This window comes from Streptomyces fuscichromogenes, from assembly GCF_014645815.1.
GTDB lineage: Bacteria > Actinomycetota > Actinomycetes > Streptomycetales > Streptomycetaceae > Streptomyces > Streptomyces fuscichromogenes.
In genome coordinates this window covers 32,995-52,123 of the sequence record NZ_BMML01000025.1, presented here as the reverse complement: position 1 = coordinate 52,123, position 19,129 = coordinate 32,995, and the positions used below count along the sequence as shown (strand labels likewise).

The following is a 19,129-nucleotide window of genomic DNA, read 5'->3' as shown; positions in this document are numbered from 1 at the left end:
CGACCCACGCCCCGCACCCCCCTTCGGCCCTACCCCCGGTACGCCTCCAGCAGCCGCAGCCACACCTCGCTCAACGTCGGATAAGACGGCACCGCATGCCACAACCGGCTGATCGGCACCTGCCCGGCGACGGCGATCGTCGCCGAGTGGATCAGCTCACCCACCCCCGGCCCCACGAAGGTGACCCCCCGCAGGATCTCCCCGTCCAGGTCGACGACCATCCGGGCCCGCCCCTGGTAGCCGTCGGCGTACAGCCCCGCCCCGGCGACGGAGGAGAACTCGACGTCCACGGCCCGCACCCGGTGCCCCGCCTGCTCGGCCTCCGCGAGGGAGAGCCCGACGGCCGCCGCCTCCGGTTCGGTGAAGACGACCTGCGGTACGGCGCCGTGGTCGGCGGTGGCCGCGTGCGCACCCCACGGCTCGTCCAGGACCGGCGTGTCCGCCGCGCGCGCCGCGATCGCCGCGCCCGCGATCCGGGCCTGGTACTTGCCCTGGTGGGTGAGGAGCGCCCGGTGGTTGACGTCTCCGACGGCGTAGAGCCAGTCGGTGCCCTCGACCAGGAGGGTGTCGTCGGCCGACAGCCAGGAGCCCGGTTCCAGTCCGACCGTGCCGAGGCCGATGTCGTCGGTGTGCGGGACGCGCCCCGTGGCGAAGAGGATCTCGTCGGCCTCGATGCGGTCCCCGGCGTCGGTCACGGCCACCACCGTGCCGTTCTCCCTGGTCACCGACTCCACCGAGGTACCGGTGCGGACGTCGACGCCGGCCTCCGCGAGCGACGCGGCGACGAGTTCGCCGGCGAACGGCTCCATGCGGTTGAGCAGGCCCTTGCCGCGCACCAGCAGGGTGACCCGGGAGCCGAGGGCCTGCCAGGCGGTCGCCATCTCGGTGGCGACCACACCGCCGCCGACGACGATGAGCCGACCGGGTGCCTCCTGGGCACTGGTGGCCTCGCGGCTGGTCCAGGGCTTCACCGCGGCGAGACCCGGCAGGTCGGGCAGTTGGGCGCGGGTGCCAGTGGCGACGGCCACCGCGTGCCGGGCGGTGAGGGTGGTGAGGGTGCCGTCGGGGCCGGTCACGGTGACCGTGCGGGGTCCGGCCAGGCGGCCGTGGCCGCGGTAGAGGTCGGCGCTGATGCCGTCCAGCCAGGCGACCTGGCCGTCGTCCTTCCAGTTCGAGGTGAAGTAGTTCCGGCGGGCGAGGACCGCGGGAGTGTCCAGGGGGCCCTGGACCGACTGGGCGAGGCCGGGCAGGCGCCGGGCGTCGGCCTGCGCGATGACCGGGCGCAGCAGCGCCTTGCTCGGCATACAGGCCCAGTACGAGCATTCGCCGCCGACGAGTTCGCTCTCCACGACCGCGGTGGTGAGGCCGGCCGCACGGGTGCGGTCGGCGACGTTCTCCCCCACGGGCCCGGCCCCGAGCACCACGACGTCGTAAGCGATGGATTCCGTTTCCGTCATGGGGTCAGTCTTGCCGGTGGCGTGCGCCCGGGCCACACGGGTAGGGGGCGGAATACCTGCCCGGCCGGACATGTTGTGCGGACGGTTCCGCCCCGTCCAGGGGCGCCCCCCCCACGTCAGGAAGAGGGAAGCGCGCATGAGCAGCACCGTGGAGCTCACCAAGGAGAACTTCGACCAGACGGTCACCGAGAACGAGTTCGTTCTCATCGACTTCTGGGCGTCCTGGTGCGGCCCGTGCCGGATGTTCGCCCCGGTCTACGAGAAGGCCGCGCAGGACAACCCCGACCTGGTGTTCGGCAAGGTGGACACCGAGGCCCAGCCGGAGCTGGCCCAGGCCTTCGGTATCCAGTCGATCCCGACCCTGATGATCGTCCGGGACCAGGTCGCCGTCTTCGCCCAGCCGGGCGCCCTGCCGGAGGCCGCCCTGACGGACGTCATCGGCCAGGCCCGCAAGCTGGACATGGACGAGGTCCGCAAGAGCATCGCCGCCGAGCAGGGCAGTGCACGGGCCGAGTGAGGCTCCCTGACGGACGCCAGGGCTCCTGACGGTCTTCAGAACGGGTACGGCGCCACGTCCCCGCGTACGGTCGTCCACCGTACGTCCGTGAACGCCTCCAGGTTGGACTCGCCGCCGAACCGGGCCCCCGTGCCGGAGGCGGCGACGCCGCCGAAGGGAGCGACCGCCTCGTCGTTCACGGTCTGGTCGTTGATGTGGACGATGCCGGTCGGGATGCGCTCGGCGAGGTCCAGGCCGCGCGCTGTGTCCCGGGTGACGATGCCGAGCGAGAGTCCGTAGGAGCTGTCGGCCGCGAGGGCGGCGGCCTCGTCGGCGTCGGCGAAGGCGCGGACGGGCGCGACCGGCCCGAAGACCTCCTCGGCGTAGACGGGTGTGCGGTCGTCGACACCGGTCAGGACCGTCGGCCGGTAGAAGAGGCCTTCATGGGTGCCGCCCGCGGCCAGTCGCGCCCCCTGGGCGGTGCTGGACTCCACCAGGCCGTGGATCTTGGCGAGTTGGCCGGCGTCGATGACCGGGCCGAGGTGCACCTGTTCGCGGTGCGGGTCGCCGACGGCGAGCGAGTCGGCCTTGGCGGCGAGTCGTTCGGCGTACTCCTCGACCAGTGAGGCGTGCACCAGGTGCCGTCCGGTGGTCATGCAGATCTGGCCCTGGTGGAAGAAGGACCCCCAGGCGGCCGTGGAGATCACCGCGTCGAGGTCGGCGTCCTCCAGGACGATCAGCGCGGAGTTGCCGCCGAGTTCGAGATGGGCGCGCTTGAGGTGGCGGCCGGCGGCCGCACCGACCGCACGGCCGGCCGCCGTCGAGCCGGTGAAGGAGATGACCGGCACCAGCGGGTCCTCGACCAGCGCCGCGCCGACGTCGGCCGCGCCGGGCAGCACGTGCAGCAGCCCCTGCGGCAGTCCGGCCTCGGCGAACACCGCGGCGAGCGCGAGCCCGCCGCAGACGGCGGTACGCGGATCGGGCTTCAGGACGACCCCGTTGCCGAGGGCGAGGGCGGGCGCGACCGAGCGGATGGACAGGATCAGCGGCGCGTTGAACGGCGAGATCACCCCGACCACCCCGACCGGGACCCGACGGGTGTACGACAGCCGGGGCGCCTCGCTGGGCAGCACCTGGCCGGCCGGGCGGGAGGCGAGGGCGGCGGCCTCGTAGCACTCCTGGGCGGCGACGTGCAGTTCGAAGTCCGCCTTGCCGGGTACGGAGCCGGACTCGCGGACGATCCACTCGCGCAGTTCGTCGGCGTGCTGGGTGAACAAGTCACCTGCGCGGCGCAGGACTTGGGCGCGCACGAAGTGCGGTGTGCGGGCCCAGTCGCGCTGCGCGGCGCGGGCGGCCGCGGCGGCCGTGGAGACGTCCGCGGGGGCGGCGAGGCTGACCGTGCCGAGCGTGTCGCCGGTGGCGGGCTCGATGACGGTGTACTGCGGGCCGGACAGGGCGCTCGCCTGCCAGGTCTTCGGTTCGAGCAGCGGCATGACGGCTCTCCGATCGATCACCGGGGTTGCGCGGCTCACGGCACACCCATGAGCCGTTTGGTTGAGCGCGCAACATCATAGTCGGGGCGCCCGGAACAGCACCGACCCCGACCAGCGTGGCCCATCAGCTGGAGTCGCGCTGCACCACCGCGGCGCCGAGCATCCGGTGCGTCTCCGTCGCGGCACCCGGATCGCGCACCAGGCGGTCGACCAGTTCGGCGAGGTCACGGCCGGAGGGCAGGTCGATGTGGATCGTGGAGAGCCGGGGCCGCAGCAGCCGGCCGAGCATCAGGTCGTCGGCGCCGAGCACCGCGGTGTCCTCGGGGATGCGCAGGCCCTCGTCCTGGAGGGCGCGCATGATCAGCATGGCGTACTCGTCGTTGTACGCGAACACCGCGTCGATACCCAACTCCGGCCAGCGCGCCGCGAGTTCGGCCGCCGACTGCTCGGTGTAGCCGAGCGACAGCCCGGTCACCTCGGCATCGGTGCCGTGCAGCGCCTGACGTACGCCTTCGAGACGGGGCCGGGAGTACGTCTCCAGGCCGGCCTCCTCGGGGACGATCACGCCGATCCGGCGCCGGCCGCGGGCATGGAGGTGGCGGCCGGCGCAGTGGCCGACGGCGTGGTGGTCCATCAGCAGGGCGTGGGCGCCCTCCACGCGCTCGGGACCGAAGGTGACCACGGCACGGGCGCCGGCCCGCTTGAGGACCGCGACGCCCTCCGGGCCGAGCTCGGCGCCGGGCACGAGCACGGCGACCGGCCTCAGCTCGGCCCAGGCGCGGGCGGCTTCGTCGCTGCGCAGGCCGGCGGTGCCGTACTGGACGACCGTGTAGTCGAGGCGGCTGAGGGCCCACTGGAGATCGGTGATGAACTGCCCGTACAGCGGGCCCATCGGGATGGCCGGGGCGGGCATCAGGACCATCCGGCTGTGTCCGGCGCGCAGGCTGCGGGCGGCCGCGTGCGGGACGTACCCGAGCTCCTTCGCGGCCGCGTGGACCCGGCGGCGGGTGGGCTCGCTGATCCGGACGGCACTGGTGTTGTTGAGGACGTAGGAGACGGTCGCGCGGGAGACGCCGGCCAGGCGGGCCACATCGGCGCTCGTGGGGACCGAGCGCTGGACCGGCGACGCTGCCGAGGGCGGTTTCGGGATGTGCACCATGACGTACGGCATCTTGGCAGAAGCCCGGACAGGGCGGACGGGCGGGGCAAGGTGGTTGACTGTTCGACGAGTTGGGCTCCGGACAGCCTGGTCCGCAGGACCACCCCACGGCCACACGGGACCACCGCACGGTCGCACGCGACGGGCACGAGCGCCTGCGTACGCACGTGCGGCCGCCCTGTCCGCCTACGAGGAGAAGCTGCTCGCGCCTGCCGAGCGGTCCGCGGCGGACTCCGTCCGGCGCGGCGAACTGCTGTTCCGCGCCGACTCACCGCAGGACCTGGTCGACATGTTCACCGGCGGCCTGCCGGAGGTCAGCGGGCCGGCTCCGTCCGCGTGACGCGGTCGACCAGGTCGACCCAACCGGCCTCCAGGCGCTCCATCGGCATCCCGCACTGCCGGGTCAGATGGTGGATCTGGGCGGGGTCCAGGTACGCGAGGAGCGTCTGGGCGAGCAGTTCGCAGTCGGCGGCCGGCTCGATCTGCCGCAGCAGCATCGTGATGTGCGTGCGCAGCGCCCGGATCGGCGGGTTGGCATAGCGCCGGGTGGGCTCGGGCTGGGCGGCCAGCTGGAGGTCCAGCTGCTCGGCCGAGCGGTAGAGCACCGCGACACCGAACGCCCGGAGCCGGTCGACCGGCGGGGCGCCGGGGCCGAGGGGCGGCGGGCCGCCCAGAAAGTCCGCCTGGAGCTGCCGCGAGGAGTGGTCGAGCAGCGCCATCAGCAGGCCGGTGCGGTCGCCGAAGCGGCGGAAGACCGTGCCCTTGCCCACCTCGGCCGCCGCGGCCACCGCTTCCATGGTCACGCCGGCCACCCCGTGCTCGGCGATCAGCCGGGCGGCGGCCTCCAGCAGCCGGGCGCGGTTCCGGGCCGCGTCGGCACGCAGGCACGGCTCCTGCGGAGCGGGCCCGACCTCAAGCAACTGCGGGGCGTCGAAGGGCTCCTGTGGCTGCGGGAAGGGCGGCAGGACGCTGGACATGAAGACAGCGTAAAGCATCGGGAACAGAACTGGACCGGAGTCCGGTTATGCTGATAGAAATTAAGCGGACCTCGGTCCGGATTCGTAACAGCATTGTTTCAGCCCCCCTCTGGAGTTCCCCATGTCTGTCCGCATCCTTGCCCTCGTCGGCAGCCTCCGCGCCGGTTCGCACAACCGCCAGCTCGCCGAGGCGGCCGTCAAGCTCGCCCCCGAGGGTGCCGAGGTCGAGGTCTTCGAGGGCCTGGCCGACATCCCGTTCTACAACGAGGACATCGACGTCGCGGACAGCCTCCCGGCCGCCGCCGCGAAGCTGCGCGAGGCCGCCCAGGCCGCCGACGCGTTCCTGCTCTTCTCCCCCGAGTACAACGGCACCATCCCGGCCGTCCTGAAGAACGCCATCGACTGGCTGTCCCGCCCGTACGGCGCCAGCACCTTCGGCGGCAAGCCGGTCGCCGTCATCGGCACCGCGTACGGCCAGTACGGCGGCGTGTGGGCGCAGGACGAGGCCCGCAAGGCCGTCGGTATCGCCGGCGGCAACGTGATCGAGGACATCAAGCTCTCCATCCCCGGCTCCGTGGTCCGCTTCGCCGAGACCCACCCGGCCGACGACACCGAGGTCGCCGCCCAGCTGACCGAGGTCGTCGCCCGCCTGCACGGCAACGTGGGCGTGGCCGCCTGAGGCACCCCCCGCAAGGGGCCGGAGCACACCCGCTCCGGCCCCTTTCCCGTGCTCCGCGGCCCGCTCCCGGCCTCGTCACCCGATCCCGGCGAGGCGCTCGACGGCCGGGGCGACGAAGGTCTCCATCCATCCCGAGGTCTCGCCCAGGCGCGGGGACAGGATGACGGTGTCGAGGCCGAGCCCGGCGTAGCCCTGGATGTCCCGGGCGAAGGCGTCGAGCACGCTCGAAGTCAAGCGTCGATCATGGCCGCCCGAGCGTGTCCGCGGACGATTCCGGACACGTACCCGCCGGATGGCGGGGAGCTTCCGCCGTCCGGCGGCCTCCGGGGAGCACACGACCGCGCGGATCATTGGTGCAAGAGCCGCAGCGCACCACCGCGAGGAGCCGCCATGACCGCCGTACCGCCCCCGTTCGACCCCGAACTCTCCGCCGCCCTGGAGCTGATCAAGGACGTGATCTCACCGGCGTTCACCCTGGCGGACCTCGCCACGATCCGGCAGGGGGAGGGGATACGGCTGCTCTCCGAGCTGGACCTCACCATGGACGGGGCGTTCGAGGTCGACGAGCGCACGGTGCCCGGCCCCTCGGACGCCCCCGAGATCTCCCTCCTGATCTGCCGCCCGACCGCCCCGGCCGGCCCCGGTCCGCTCCCGGTGATCTACCACGTGCACGGCGGCGGCATGGTGCTCGGCAACAACCGGGTGGGCCTGGACGTCCCGCTGGCCTGGGCGCGGGAACTGGGCGCGGTGGTGGTGTCGGTGGAGTACCGGCTGGCGCCCGAGCATCCGCATCCGGCGCCGGTGGAGGACGTGTACGCCGGACTGCTGTGGACGGCGGAGCACGCGAAGGAGATCGGCGGCGACCCGGACCGGATCGTGATCGCCGGCGCCAGCGCGGGCGGCGGCCTCACCGCGGCCCTGGCACTGCTGCTGAGGGACCGTCAGGGTCCCTCGGTGATCGGCCAGATGCTCATGTGCCCGATGCTCGACGACCGCAACGACACGCCGTCCAGCCACCAGATGAAGGGCCTCGGCGTCTGGGACCACACGTCCAACGAGACCGGCTGGACCGCCCTGCTGGGCGAGCTCCGGGGCGGCCCCGACGTCTCCCCCTACGCGGCCCCGGCCCGCGCCGCCGACCTCACGGGCCTTCCCCCGGCCTTCCTCGACGTCGGGTCCGCCGAGACCTTCCGCGACGAGACCGTCGCCTACGCCTCCCGCATCTGGCAGTCCGGCGGCATCGCCGAACTCCACGTCTGGCCCGGCGGCTTCCACGGCTTCGACGGCTTCGCCCCGCAGGCCGCCCTGTCCCAGTCGGCACGGGCTGCCCACCTGGACTGGCTGCGCCGGCTGCTGGCGCGCTGAGGGCTCAACTCCCGTTCTTCGCCGCCTTCTTGATCGCCTCCCTGATCCTGGGGTAGGTGCCGCAGCGGCAGACGTTCTCGATGGCGTCGATGTCGGCGTCCGTGGGGTGCGGGGTGCGGGCGAGCAGGGCGGCGGCCGCCATGATCTGACCGGGCTGGCAGAAGCCGCACTGGGCCACGTCGCCGTCCAGCCAGGCCTGTTGGACGGGGTGCAGGGTGTCTCCGTCGGCGAGGCCCTCGATGGTGGTGACCGCACGGTCCGCGCAGTCGGCCACCGGGACCGTGCACGGCTGGATCTCCGCGCCGTCGAGGTGGCTGGTGCAGGCGCGGCAGACGCCCACCCCGCAGCCGTACTTGGGGCCGGTGACACCGAGCAGGTCGCGCAGGACCCACAGGAGGGGCATGTCGGCGGGGGCCTCGACCGTCACCGGTCTGCCGTTGAGGACGAAGGAGTACGAACGCATCGGTGCCTTCTGGAGGTCGGGGGCGGTGGGGTCAGAAGTCGAGGGGGAAGCTGCGGGGTTTCCTGCCGGTGGCGCGGACGTAGGCGTTGGCGACCGCGCCCGCCGCCGCGGGGACGCCCAGTTCGCCGGCGCCGCCTGGTTCCCCGCCGGAAGGGATGATGTGGGCCTCGAACACCAGCGGGGCGTGCCGCTGGCGGGCGTAGTGGAAGTCGGCGAAGCTGCCCTCCCGGACCGCCCCCCGGTCGATGTGCAGCCCGGCGCGCAGCACGGTGGAGATGCCGTCCACCGCGGTGCCCATGAGCTGCGCCTCCAGACCGCGCGGGTTGACGGCCGTACCGACGTCGGCGGCCATCACCACCTTGGTGACCCGGGGGTTCTTCGGGTCGGTGGCGTCGATCTCGGCCAGGCAGGCCACGGCGGACCCGTACTCCTCGTGGACGGCGACGCCCTGGGCGGTGCCCGCGGGCATCGTGCGGCCCCAGTGGCCGGCGGCGGCCGCCTTGGCGAGGACGGCCTTCACCGTCCTGCTGCGCAGGGTGGTCCGGCGGAAGGCGACCGGGTCCCGGCCCAGCGCGCGGGCGATGTCGTCGACGACGATCTCCTCCGCCGTGCGCATGGTCCCGGAGTCCACCGAGCGCCAGGCGCCGAGCGGTACCGGCAGCTCGATGCCTCCTGAATCGCCGCCCACCCGGCCGAAGTCGTACAGGCCGCTGTCGCTGGGCAGCGGCCGTACCGCAGCGGACCGGGCGGTCAGGCCCTTTTCGTCGGACGACTCCGCCACCGAGGCCGACATGTGCCGGAAGGCCACCACCCGGCCCCCGGCCACACTGGCCCGGATCCGGTGGTGGTCGGCGGGACGCATCCGGCCGTGCCGGATGTCGTCGCCGCGGCTCCACATCAGCTTCACGGGCCGATGGGCCGCCTTGGAGACGAGCGCCGCCTCGATGGCCGCGTCGAAGGTGAGCCGCCGCCCGAACGAACCGCCGCCGCGCAGCACATGGACCCGTACCGCGGTCTTCGGGAGCCCCAGCAGGCCGGCGAGGGTCTCCCGGGCGTCCATCGGTGTCTGGGTGGCGAACCACAGCTCGGCCCGGTCGGCGCGGACGTCGGCGACGGCCGTGAGCACCTCCATCGGGGCATGACTGACGAACGCGAACGCGAACTCGCCCTCGATCTGCGTCGATCCGTGCGGCGGGGCGGCGAGCCGGGGCACCGCGGCCCGCAGCCGGGAGCGGATCTGCCGGTCGGACAGGGGCACCAGCGGGCCGTCGGCCCAGGTGATCCGGAGCGCGTCCCGGGCCTGGAAGGCGTGGTGGAAGGTCTCCGCCACGACGGCGACCCCGCCCGGGAGCTTCACGACCGCGTGGACGCCGGGCAGGGCGCGGGCCGCCGTGTCGTCCAGGGAGACCAGCCTGCCGCGCAGGGTCGGCGGCCGGGCCACCACGGTCGGCTTCGCGCCCTTCACCGCCAGGTCACCGGCGTACTTCGCGGCGCCGGTGACGATGTCCCGGGCGTCGATCCTGGTCGTCGGCTTCCCGATCACCCGGTGCCGGGAGGCCGGCTTGGGCTTGCTCGACACGTCCGGGACGCGGATCCGGGCGGCGCTCGCGGTGAGGGAGCCGAAGGTGGCCGTCCGGCCGTCGGGGGCCACCACCTCGGTGTTCCTGGTGCGCAGGACGTGCGCGGGGAGCCGCCAGCGGCGGGCGGCCGCGGTCACCAGCCGGGCACGCGCGGTGGCGGCGAGCTGCCGGGCCGGGCCGTAGAGCGAACTGACCGAACTGGAGCCGCCGGTGTACTGGTTGCCCTTGCTTCGGGCATCGGCGAGCGGAATCCGGACGTCGGCGAGACGGGCGTCCAGTTCCTCCGCGATCATCATGGCGACGGCGGTGGTGATGCCCTGGCCGACCTCGACCCGGGGCAGCCGTACGACGACCTCGTTGGCGGCGGTGACCTCCAGGACGAGCATCTCCTCGTCGGTGCCGGTGACCAGGACGTCGGACGGCGGAGTGGCACCGTCGGCCCGCGATGGGTCGCAGCCGAGCGGGGCGGCGACCGTGAGGGTGGTCGCGGCGACCGTGTACACCATGAATCTCCGGCGGGACGGCCCGGCGGCCGCCTGCCGGGGCTCTCTGCGGTCCAAGCGGGGGCTCCTGTCCGTGGGGCTGCGTATCGGCGCTGTGCCTCGACAGCTAGGAGGGGCGGGCGGGCGCGGGGGTTGCCTGCCGTGCCGGGCTCTCCTCGCGGAGGGCCGGATGGCGCATCATGGCCGTATGAAAGAGCTGGCGGGGCGGCTGGCCGCGGTGGACCCGGATGCCGGGGCCGCCGTCGCGGTCATCGCCTACTTCGACCGGCTGGTCGAGACCCGGGCCGGTCTGGAGGCGCTGGTGCGCGGGGCCGCCGTGCTGGCGGGCTGTGCGGCGCGGCTGGTCGACGAGGAGCGGTGGGTGCGGCTGCGGGTGGAGCCGGACGGGCGCCGGACGGACACCGTGGGCGGGCCCGCGCCGGGCTGGCCGGGCGCGCCGCTGGTACCGGGCGGTCCGCCCGCGCTGTGGCTGGAGCGGGAGGGTGCCGACGGCCCGAGTGTCGTCGACGCGGTGATCCTGGAGCGGGCCTCGGCGGCCGTACGATCCGTGCTCGACCGTACCCGGGGGCGGGCGCCGGGGCCGCCGGTGGACGACCCCGCGCTGGTCGAGACGGTCCTGGAGGCCGGCGCGCCGCTGCCGGCCCGGCTGCACGCGGCCCGCGGGCTCGGCCTGGACACCGCCGACCCGGCCGCGCGGTTCCGGGCGGTGGCGGTGGCCGACGGCCCGCCCCGGATCGTGCCGGACGGGCCCCCACCGGTACTGCCACCGGTACCGGCACCGGGGCTGCCGACGGGACGGGCGGGGGTGGGCCCGGCCGTGGCCGTCGCGGACCTCCCCCGGTCCTGGGCGGCGGCCCGTACCGCGCTGCGGTTCACCGCCGACGGCGGCTCACCGGAGCCGGCCGGCCCGCCGATCGTGCACGCCGACGAGCTGGGCGGGGTCGCGCTGCTCGCCGGTCTGGTGGTACCCGGTGCGGAACCGGCGCCGGACGTCCGTGCCGTGCAGGCCGCCGCGGCCGACGCCCCCTGGATGCTGCGCACGCTGCACGCGGTCGCGTCGACGGCGAGTCTGCGGGCGGCGGCCGCCGAGATCAACGTCCATCACTCCACGCTCCAGGACCGGTTGACGCACGCCGAACATCTGCTGGGCTGGTCGGTGCGCACCCCGCAGGGCCGGTTCCGGCTGCAACTCGCCCTCACCATGCGGCACCTGATGGAAAGTCAGTAACCGGACGACAGCCGGTCAGTCGGCCGGTCAGTAGACGTCACGGACGTAACGCCGTTCCGTGGCCAGCTGCTTGACGTACACCGTCGCCTCGTCCGCGCTCAGTCCGCCGTGCACGGTGGCGATGTCCTTCAGGGCCCGGTCGACGTCCTTGGCCATCCGGGAGGCGTCGCCGCAGACGTAGAAGTGGGCGCCGTCCTGGAGCCAGGACCACAGCAGCGGCCCGTGTTCGCGCATCCGGTCCTGGACGTAGACCTTGGCCCGCTGGTCACGCGAGAAGGCGGTGTCGAGGCGGCTCAGGGTGGAGTCGGCGAGCAGTGCGGAGAGCTCCCGCTCGTAGTAGAAGTCGGTGGCCCGGTGCTGTTCGCCGAAGAACAGCCAGTTGGGGGCGCGGTGGCCGCGGGCGCGGCGCTCCTCCAGGAAGCCGACGAACGGCGCCACACCGGTGCCGGGGCCCACCATGACCATGGGGGTCGCCGGGTCCGCGGGCGGCCGGAAGTGCGGTGCGCGCTGGACGTGCACCGGGACCGGTGTGCCGGGTTCGGCGTCGGCGAGGAACGGCGAGCAGACGCCCTGCCGGGACCTGCCGTGCAGGTTCTCGTAGCGGACCACGGAGACGGTGAGCGAGACCTGGTGGGGGTCGGTGAGCGGACTGGACGAGATGGAGTACAGGCGCGGCTGGAGCCTGCCGAGGACGCCCGCCCACTCACCGGCACCGGCGCGGATCCCGAACTCCGCGACGACGTCGACCGCCTGCCGGCCCCAGGACCACTTGGCCAGCTCGTCCTTGTTGTCGGGACGCAGCAGCTTGCGCAACTCGCGCGGGTCACGGGTGCGTTCGGCGGCGAAGCGGAGCAGGTCCGGGGTGACGCGGGTGATGTCCAGATGGCGGGAGAGGGCTTCGGCGAGGGGGACTTCGCCGACTCCGCCGATCTGCACGCCGGTGGTGGCGTCGAGGCCGGTGACGGTCAGCCATTCCGCCACCAGGTCGGGGGAGTTGAGCGGCCGGACCCCGAGCGCGTCGCCCGCCTCGTAGACCAGCGGGGTCTCGCTGTCACGGCTGTCGAAGGTGAAGCGGCGGACCTCCTTGCCGGCGCCGGGCAGGCTGAGCAGCTGGTTGCCGACGAGCCGGGCGGTGACGGGGGCGGGACGCCGGGACCTGGCGGGTGCCGGGGCCGGGACGGCGGCCGGGGCCGGCTCGTCCTTGAGGGCCACGAGCACCTGGTCCAGCCAGGCCTCGGCCTGTGTCTCGTAGTCCGGTTCGCAGTCGGTGCGCGGTGCGAGCCGGACCGCGCCGAGTTCGTCCATCCGGCTGTCCAGGCGCCGTCCGTGTCCGCAGAAGTCGTCGTAGCTGGAGTCGCCGAAGGCCAGGACGGCGAACCGGCGGCCCGCCAGGCGCCCGGTGTCGAGTGTGGCGAGGCCGTCCCAGAAGCCGGCGCCGTTGTCGGGGGCGTCGCCGTCGCCGAAGGTGCTGGTGATCAGGAGCAGGTCGGCGCCCGTGGGCAGGGCCGCCGGGTCGGCCTCGTCCATGGCGACGAGGGAGGCCGCGTGGCCACCCGCGGTGAGCCGCTCGGCGGTGGTGGTCGCGAAGTCCTCGGCGTTGCCGGTCTGCGAGGCCCAGAGGATGACCACGTGGCGACCGGGCGTCCGCGCCGTCACGGCGTCCTCGGCCGTGCCCGTGCCCGTGGCCGTGACCGATCGGGAGTACATGCCGGCGAGGGTGCCGTTGACCCACAGGGCGTGCTCGGGGCTGAACGGCGCGTCCGGCGGCAGCACGGGGACGCCGGGGGCGCCGACCGGGATGCCGGCGAGAAAGCCGACCAGGTACTGCCGTTCGCGATCGGTGAGGACCGGCGGCGGGACGGGGTCGAGGCCGAACACGGCGGCGGCGGACGGCAGTACGGCCGTGGGCGCGACAGCGGCGGCGACGGGTGCGGCGAGGGCGGCCGGGGTTTCCTCGGCTCCCGGCACCTGCACGCTCACCGGTGTGGACACCTTGGTCAGCGACACCGCGCACACCTTCAGCTCGGGCTGGAAGGAGAGCGGGTCGACCGCGTCGCTGGTCACCGCGTTGACGCTGAGGTACTCGCCGAACAGGTCGTTCCAGTGGAACGGCGCGAAGCAGGACCCCGGCAGCACCCGGTCCGTGACGACCGCCGGCAGCACCGCCCGGCCGCGCCGCGAGGCGACCTCCACGGAGTCGCCCTCGGCAAGCCCGAGCGCGGCCGCGTCCTCGGGGTGGACCTCGACGAACGGGCCGGGGTTGAGCCTGTTCAGCTTGGCGACCTTCGCGGTCTTGGTCAGGGTGTGCCACTGGTGCTGGAGGCGGCCCGTGTTCAGGACGAACGGGTAGTCGTCGTCGGGCATCTCGGCGGGGTCCACGTGCGGGCGGGCGTGGAAGACGGCGCGTCCGGAGGCGGTGGCGAAGGTGAGGGAACCGTCGGCGCCGACGTAGCGGACGGGGTTGCGGTCGGGGCCGTCGGCGGTGGCGGCCGGCCACTGGACGGGGGCGGTGCGCAACCGGTCGTAGCTGACGCCCCGCAGGTCGTAGCCGGTCTGCGGGTTGTGGAAACGCTTGATCTCCTCGAAGATCTGCTCCGCGCTGTCGTACGAGAATCCGTCCTCGAAGCCCATGGCGCGGGCGACGCCGGCGATCAGCCGCCAGTCGGCGACGGCCTCGCCGGGCGGGTCGGCGGCGGGCCGGGCAAGGGTGAGGTTGCGCTCGCTGTTGATGAGGACGCCCTCGGACTCGGTCCACAGGGCGGCGGGCAGGACGACGTCGGCGTAGGCGTTGGTCTCGGTGTCGGTGAAGACGTCCTGGGTGACGACGAACTCGGCGGCCTCCAGGCCCTCGATGACCGTCCTGCGGTTGCCGACGGAGGCGACCGGGTTGGTGCAGATGATCCAGCAGGCCTTGATCTCGCCGTCGGCCATCTTCCGGAACATCTCGACCGTGCCCTTGCCGACGCCGTCGGCGCGGATCGTGCCGGGCTCCAGGCCCCACCGCTCCTCGACGAAGGCGCGGTCGGCGTCGACGAGTACCGACCGCTGGCCGGGCAGCCCCGGTCCCATGTAGCCCATCTCCCGGCCGCCCATGGCGTTGGGCTGGCCGGTGAGGGAGAGCGGGCCGCTGCCCGGACGGCAGATCTTTCCGGTCGCCAGGTGCAGGTTGACCAGCGCGTTGGTGTTCCAGGTGCCGTGCGTGGACTGGTTGAGGCCCATGGTCCAGCAGCTGGTCCACTCCCCCGCCTCGCCGATCAGCCGGGCGGCCGCGCGCAGGTCCGCCTCGGGGATCCCGGTGATCTCGGCGACGGTGGCCGGCGGGTAGTCGGCGAGGAACTCCGGCATCGCCTCCCAGCCCTCGGTGTACGAGGCGATGAAGTCGGGGTCGGTGTGCCCGTTCTCGTACAGCAGGTGGAGCAGGCCGTTGAGAAGGGCCAGGTCGGTGCCCGGCCTGACCTGGAGGAAGAGGTCGGCCTTGGCGGCGGTGGCGGTACGGCGCGGATCGACGACGATCAGTTTCGCGCCCGCCTTCACCCGGTCCATCAGGCGCAGGAAGAGGATGGGGTGGCAGTCGGCCATGTTGGCGCCGATGACCAGGAAGACGTCCGCCCTGTCGAGGTCCTGGTACGAACCGGGCGGGCCGTCGGCGCCGAGGGAGAGCTTGTATCCGGTGCCGGCGCTGGCCATGCACAGCCGGGAGTTGGACTCGATGTTGTTGGTGCGCAGATAGCCCTTGGTGAGCTTGTTGGCGAGGTACTGGGCCTCCAGGCTCATCTGGCCGGAGACGTAGAGGGCGACCGCGTCCGGGCCGTGCTCGTCGACGATCGCGCGCAGCCGCCGCGCGGTCTCGGCGACCGCCGCCGCCACGGCCGACGGCACCGCCTCCTCGCCCCGCTCGGGCCGCAGCAGTGCGGTGGTCAGGCGGCCGGGCGCGGCCAGCATGTCGGCGGTGGTGGCGCCCTTCGTGCACAGTCGGCCGAAGTTCGCGGGGTGCTCCTTGTCGCCGGACGCCTTCAGGACGGTACGTCGGCCGTCCGGGCCGGTGCCGATGTCCAGGACCATGCCGCAGCCGACCCCGCAGTACGAGCAGACGGTCCGCACCCTGGTGGTGTCGGTGCTGCGCGAGTCCGGCGCGGCCACGGGCGCCCCCTGTTCCTGCTGGTCAGCCTCTTCCATCCGACTCCGACCGTAAGCACGGCTGATTACGCCGGCGTCACCGCTCCTGATCAACGGGGGTTAAGGCCGCCGCACAGACCGCCTTCGGCCGGTGTGAGCGCCGACGCCCGGCAGCCCCGCCGGCAGGCCCCCGGAATGCCAGGCACCCACCCCGGCGACCGCCGCACCGGACGGCCCGGAACGGTCCCGGGGACGCCTGCGGGCAGCCGCCCGGACCGGTTTCCGGAGCGCCGCGCACGGGAGTCCGGACGGAGTCTCGGAGCGTCCCCGCACAGACACCCGTGCCGGTCCCGGGATGCGGTGTGCCGGGACCTGGGGCACGATGAGGGCGGCCGAGGGAGGGGCAGGCGAGGAGGACCGGGTGGACAGGGACACCTCCTCTCGACGACCGGCCGCACCGGCCGGGCCGGCCGCGTCGGGGCTCACGGCCGCACCGGCGGCACCGGTCGCGCGGGGCACCTCGACGGCGTCGGCGGCTTCCGCGGCGGAGGGCACGCCCCCCGTCGACCTCGGCTACATCGACATGCTGCGCGGCATCGTCGAGGGCGCGGCCGTCGGTTTCGCCGTCCTCGACACCCGGCTGCGCTACCTCTACGTCAATCCGCACATGGCCCGGATGACCGGCCTGCCCGCCGCCGCCTACCTCGGCCGCACCCAGCGCGAGGTGCTGCCGCACATCCAGCGGCCCGACCAGGTGCTCCGGGACGTCATGCACGACGGACGGCCGCGCGAGGCCATCGTCACCGGACGGACCTGGGTGGACTCGCCGTACCAGGTCCGCGAGTGGCGGTGCGTGTACCACCGGCTCGTCGACAGCACGGGCAAGGTGGCGGGCGTCGCCGCGGTGGGCCTGGAGATCAGCGAGCCGCAGCAGTACCTGTACGAGCTGGAGCGCGCCCACCGCCGGCTGGCGTTGCTGGACTCGGCCGCCTCCCGGATCGGCACCGGCACCGACGTCGCCGGGACCTGCCGGGAGCTGGCGGAGTTCGTCGTACCCGAGCTGGCGGACGCGGCCGGGGTGGAGCTCAGTCCGCCGGACACGGCGTCGGCGCGGCGGGCGCCGACCCGGCTCGCGGCGTACGCCACCCGTCCGGGGCTGGCCACCGGCCTCGCGGCCCTGGACGCGCGCGGTGAGCTGGTCGGCTGGCCGCGCGGCACCGGGACCCGGCGGAACCTGGCGGCGGGCCGGATCTGGCGGCGCAACGCGATCACCGCGGCGCAGTGGCGGTCGCTGATCCCGCGCTGGCCCCCGGCTCGGGCGTGTCTGACCGCCCGGGTCCACTCGGTGCTGCTCGCCCCGCTGGTCTCGGACGGCCGGGTGCTCGGCATTCTGCTGCTGGCCCGTGCCGGCGACTCCGGGTCGTTCTCGAACGAGGACGCCACGGTGGCCCGCGAACTCGCCGCCCGCGCCGCGCGTGCCCTGGACCGCGCGGTCCGCTTCGAACGCGAGCACACCATGGCCCTGGAACTGCAACGGGCCCTGCTGGCCGAGCCGGGCCAGCTCCAGCAGCACGCCGGGGTGGAGACCACCGCCCGCTACCGGCCCGCCGACGACGGCTCCATGATCGGCGGCGACTGGTACGACGTCCTGGCGCTGCCCGACGGTCGCACGATGCTGGTCATCGGGGACGTGATGGGCCACGGGGTGGACGCGGCGGTGGCGATGAGCCACTACCGTTCGACGCTGCGCGCCCTCGCCCTCGCCGGGCTCTCGCCGCGCCGTATCCTCCAGCACGCGGACCGCATGGTCGCCGACTCCGGCTTCGAGCGGGTGGCCACCTGCTTCCTCGCGCTCGGCGACTCGGACGTGGCCACGCTCACCTATGCCAGCGCCGGGCACCTGCCGCCGGTCTGGCTCACCCCGCAGGGCGACATGGAGCTGGTGCCGGTGCCGGTCGGCCCGCCGCTGGGCAGCGGGCTCGGCCGGTACGAGCAGCGCGTCACCCCGGAACGCGGCGGGGTGCTGCTCCTGTACACGGACGGGCTGGTGGAGCGGCGCGGCGAGGACATCGACCGGGGCCTGGCGCGGCTGACGGGACTGTCGCTGTGCCCGACCGACCCGCTGGACAAGATCCTCGACACGGTCCTCGCGCGTCTCGCCGGCGGCTCCGAGGACGACATCGCGCTGCTCGCGGCCCGCGCGGTACGAGGCTGAGCGCGCCCGCGTGCGCCCGCGTGCGCCCGCCGCGCCGCCGGCCGCCGGGTGGCACCGCCGAGGCGCGGCTCGTGCACCGCCACGAAAACGATCAGCGACGATCAGCGGTGAGGACCGGGGACGCGGCACGAGGAGAACGGCACGGCGGCGGCCGTGGAGCGGGGCGCTCGGGGACCGGCTGCCCCGGGGCTCCGGGGACCCGATCGGTGAGGTGCACCGCTGGGCGCCGCACCCGCCGGGCAAGCCGCTGCGGCCGGCGTCGGACCGCGTTGTGCCGGGCGGCCGAGGCACCGGCATGCGGACCGGGGCGCACGGGCGGCACGTGCCGTGCGGGCGGTCCGCTCAGTCGTAGGTGAGGACCATCCGGAAGCGCGCGGCCCCGGTGACCATCTTCTGGTAGGCCTCGTCCGCCTGCTCCAGCGGTACGGTCTCGATCGTCGGGCGGATCCCGTGCAGGGCGCTGAACTCCATGGTGTCCTGCACCTCCCGCGCGGTGCCGGACGGATGGCCGCGGACCACGCGCGCCGTCCCGACCAGCTGGAACGGGCTGATCCCGAGCGGCTCGGGGTCGATGCCGACCACCACCAGCTCGCCCCTGGGGGCCAGCCCGTCCATGGCCGCCGAGATCGCCCGGGAGTTGCCCGCGGTGGCCAGCACGGCCTTGGCGCCGCCGAGCGACTGGAGGGCTTCGGCGACCGGGGTGGCGGCCGTGGAGTCGACGTAGTGGTGGGCGCCGAGCTGCTTGGCGAAGTCGGCCTTCTCTGCTCCTCGGGCGATGGCCACCGTCTCGAAGCCCATGGCCACCGCGTACTTCACCCCGAGGTGGCCGAGTCCGCCGAGCCCGACGACGGCGACCAGGTCACCGGGTTGCGCCGGGCTGCGCCGCAGGCCGTTGAAGGTGGTCACGCCCGCGCAGCCCATCGGGGCCGCGTCGGCCGAGGTCAGCCCGTCGGGGATGCGGGCCAGGGCGTCGGCCGGCGCGATCACCTGCTCGCCGAAGCCGCCGTCGTAGCTCCAGCCGGGCGTCTTCATGTTCTCGCAGACGATGAAGTCGCCCTGGCGGCAGGGCTTGCAGTGGCCGCAGCTGCCGCCGAACCAGCCGACCGCCACCCGGTCGCCGAGCTGCCGGCCCCAGCCGTCGAGGCCCTCGCCGAGTTCCTCGATCCGCCCGGCGATCTCGTGCCCGGGTACCACCGGGAACGTGACGCCCGGCAGCGCGGCGGTGACGAAGAAGGTGTCGCTGTGGCAGATGCCGCACGCCTCCACCGCGATCCGCACCTGTCGGGGGCCGGGCCTCGGCACCTCCCGCTCGACGATCTCGAACGGTCCGCCCAGGGCGGTGACCTGCGCGACTCGGTAGATACTCATGCGTCTCTCCCGGAACGGGTACGACGGGTA

Annotated in this window: 14 protein-coding genes; 5 read left to right on the top strand and 9 right to left on the bottom strand. The window is 73.9% G+C overall.

Annotated elements, in window-relative coordinates:
• Window positions 1-29: 29 nt before the first annotated feature.
• Window positions 30-1,457, bottom strand: a complete 1,428-nt coding sequence (locus tag IEZ11_RS39185) for a dihydrolipoyl dehydrogenase family protein (protein WP_189267800.1) — start codon at window positions 1,455-1,457, stop codon at window positions 30-32.
• 136 nt (window positions 1,458-1,593) lie between these two features.
• Between IEZ11_RS39185 and trxA the strand changes: the two genes are divergently transcribed.
• Window positions 1,594-1,974, top strand: a complete 381-nt coding sequence (trxA, locus tag IEZ11_RS39180) for a thioredoxin (RefSeq protein WP_189267799.1) — start codon at window positions 1,594-1,596, stop codon at window positions 1,972-1,974.
• Window positions 1,975-2,009: 35 nt separating this feature from the next.
• On the opposite strand, the gene IEZ11_RS39175 is transcribed toward trxA, so the two are convergent.
• From IEZ11_RS39175 to IEZ11_RS39165, 3 genes are all read right to left on the bottom strand, one after another.
• Window positions 2,010-3,446 (bottom strand): aldehyde dehydrogenase family protein, encoded by a 1,437-nt coding sequence (locus IEZ11_RS39175; RefSeq protein ID WP_189267798.1) that lies wholly within the window; start codon window positions 3,444-3,446, stop codon window positions 2,010-2,012.
• 124 nt (window positions 3,447-3,570) lie between these two features.
• A complete protein-coding gene (locus tag IEZ11_RS39170) occupies window positions 3,571-4,617 on the bottom strand; it encodes a LacI family DNA-binding transcriptional regulator (protein ID WP_189267797.1) in 1,047 nt (348 codons plus the stop codon).
• A 302-nt stretch (window positions 4,618-4,919) separates the two neighbouring features.
• Entirely contained in the window at window positions 4,920-5,600 is a 681-nt protein-coding gene (locus IEZ11_RS39165; RefSeq protein ID WP_189267796.1) for a TetR/AcrR family transcriptional regulator, read from the bottom strand.
• A 103-nt stretch (window positions 5,601-5,703) separates the two neighbouring features.
• On the opposite strand from IEZ11_RS39165, the gene IEZ11_RS39160 reads away from it, so the two are divergent.
• The gene (locus tag IEZ11_RS39160; protein WP_189267795.1) at window positions 5,704-6,261 is read left to right on the top strand and encodes an NAD(P)H-dependent oxidoreductase; all 558 of its coding nucleotides are present in this window, start codon (window positions 5,704-5,706) and stop codon (window positions 6,259-6,261) included.
• Between the two features lie 75 nt (window positions 6,262-6,336).
• Here the strand turns inward: IEZ11_RS39160 and IEZ11_RS39155 are convergent, their stop codons facing one another.
• Window positions 6,337-6,495, bottom strand: coding sequence for a luciferase (locus IEZ11_RS39155; RefSeq protein WP_189267794.1), 159 nt, complete (start codon window positions 6,493-6,495; stop codon window positions 6,337-6,339).
• A 156-nt stretch (window positions 6,496-6,651) separates the two neighbouring features.
• On the opposite strand from IEZ11_RS39155, the gene IEZ11_RS39150 reads away from it, so the two are divergent.
• Window positions 6,652-7,626, top strand: a complete 975-nt coding sequence (locus IEZ11_RS39150) for an alpha/beta hydrolase (RefSeq protein ID WP_189267793.1) — start codon at window positions 6,652-6,654, stop codon at window positions 7,624-7,626.
• 4 nt (window positions 7,627-7,630) lie between these two features.
• Here the strand turns inward: IEZ11_RS39150 and IEZ11_RS39145 are convergent, their stop codons facing one another.
• A complete protein-coding gene (locus tag IEZ11_RS39145) occupies window positions 7,631-8,089 on the bottom strand; it encodes a (2Fe-2S)-binding protein (RefSeq protein WP_189267792.1) in 459 nt (152 codons plus the stop codon).
• 31 nt (window positions 8,090-8,120) lie between these two features.
• Window positions 8,121-10,175 carry a molybdopterin cofactor-binding domain-containing protein gene (locus tag IEZ11_RS39140; RefSeq protein WP_189267923.1) on the bottom strand — a complete coding sequence of 685 codons (2,055 nt, stop codon included), beginning with the start codon at window positions 10,173-10,175 and terminating at the stop codon, window positions 8,121-8,123.
• Window positions 10,176-10,359: 184 nt separating this feature from the next.
• Here IEZ11_RS39140 and IEZ11_RS39135 point away from each other — a divergent pair, with 184 nt between their 5' ends.
• A complete protein-coding gene (locus IEZ11_RS39135) occupies window positions 10,360-11,400 on the top strand; it encodes a helix-turn-helix domain-containing protein (RefSeq protein ID WP_189267791.1) in 1,041 nt (346 codons plus the stop codon).
• A 27-nt stretch (window positions 11,401-11,427) separates the two neighbouring features.
• On the opposite strand, the gene IEZ11_RS39130 is transcribed toward IEZ11_RS39135, so the two are convergent.
• Window positions 11,428-15,462, bottom strand: coding sequence for a bifunctional nitrate reductase/sulfite reductase flavoprotein subunit alpha (locus tag IEZ11_RS39130; protein WP_373295030.1), 4,035 nt, complete (start codon window positions 15,460-15,462; stop codon window positions 11,428-11,430).
• Window positions 15,463-15,937: 475 nt separating this feature from the next.
• On the opposite strand from IEZ11_RS39130, the gene IEZ11_RS39125 reads away from it, so the two are divergent.
• On the top strand, window positions 15,938-17,731 hold the full coding sequence (locus tag IEZ11_RS39125; RefSeq protein ID WP_189267789.1) for a SpoIIE family protein phosphatase: 1,794 nt from the start codon (window positions 15,938-15,940) through the stop codon (window positions 17,729-17,731).
• Window positions 17,732-18,073: 342 nt separating this feature from the next.
• On the opposite strand, the gene IEZ11_RS39120 is transcribed toward IEZ11_RS39125, so the two are convergent.
• Window positions 18,074-19,099: an alcohol dehydrogenase gene (locus IEZ11_RS39120; RefSeq protein WP_189267788.1), complete on the bottom strand. Its 1,026-nt coding sequence runs from the start codon at window positions 19,097-19,099 to the stop codon at window positions 18,074-18,076.
• Window positions 19,100-19,129 lie beyond the last annotated feature (30 nt).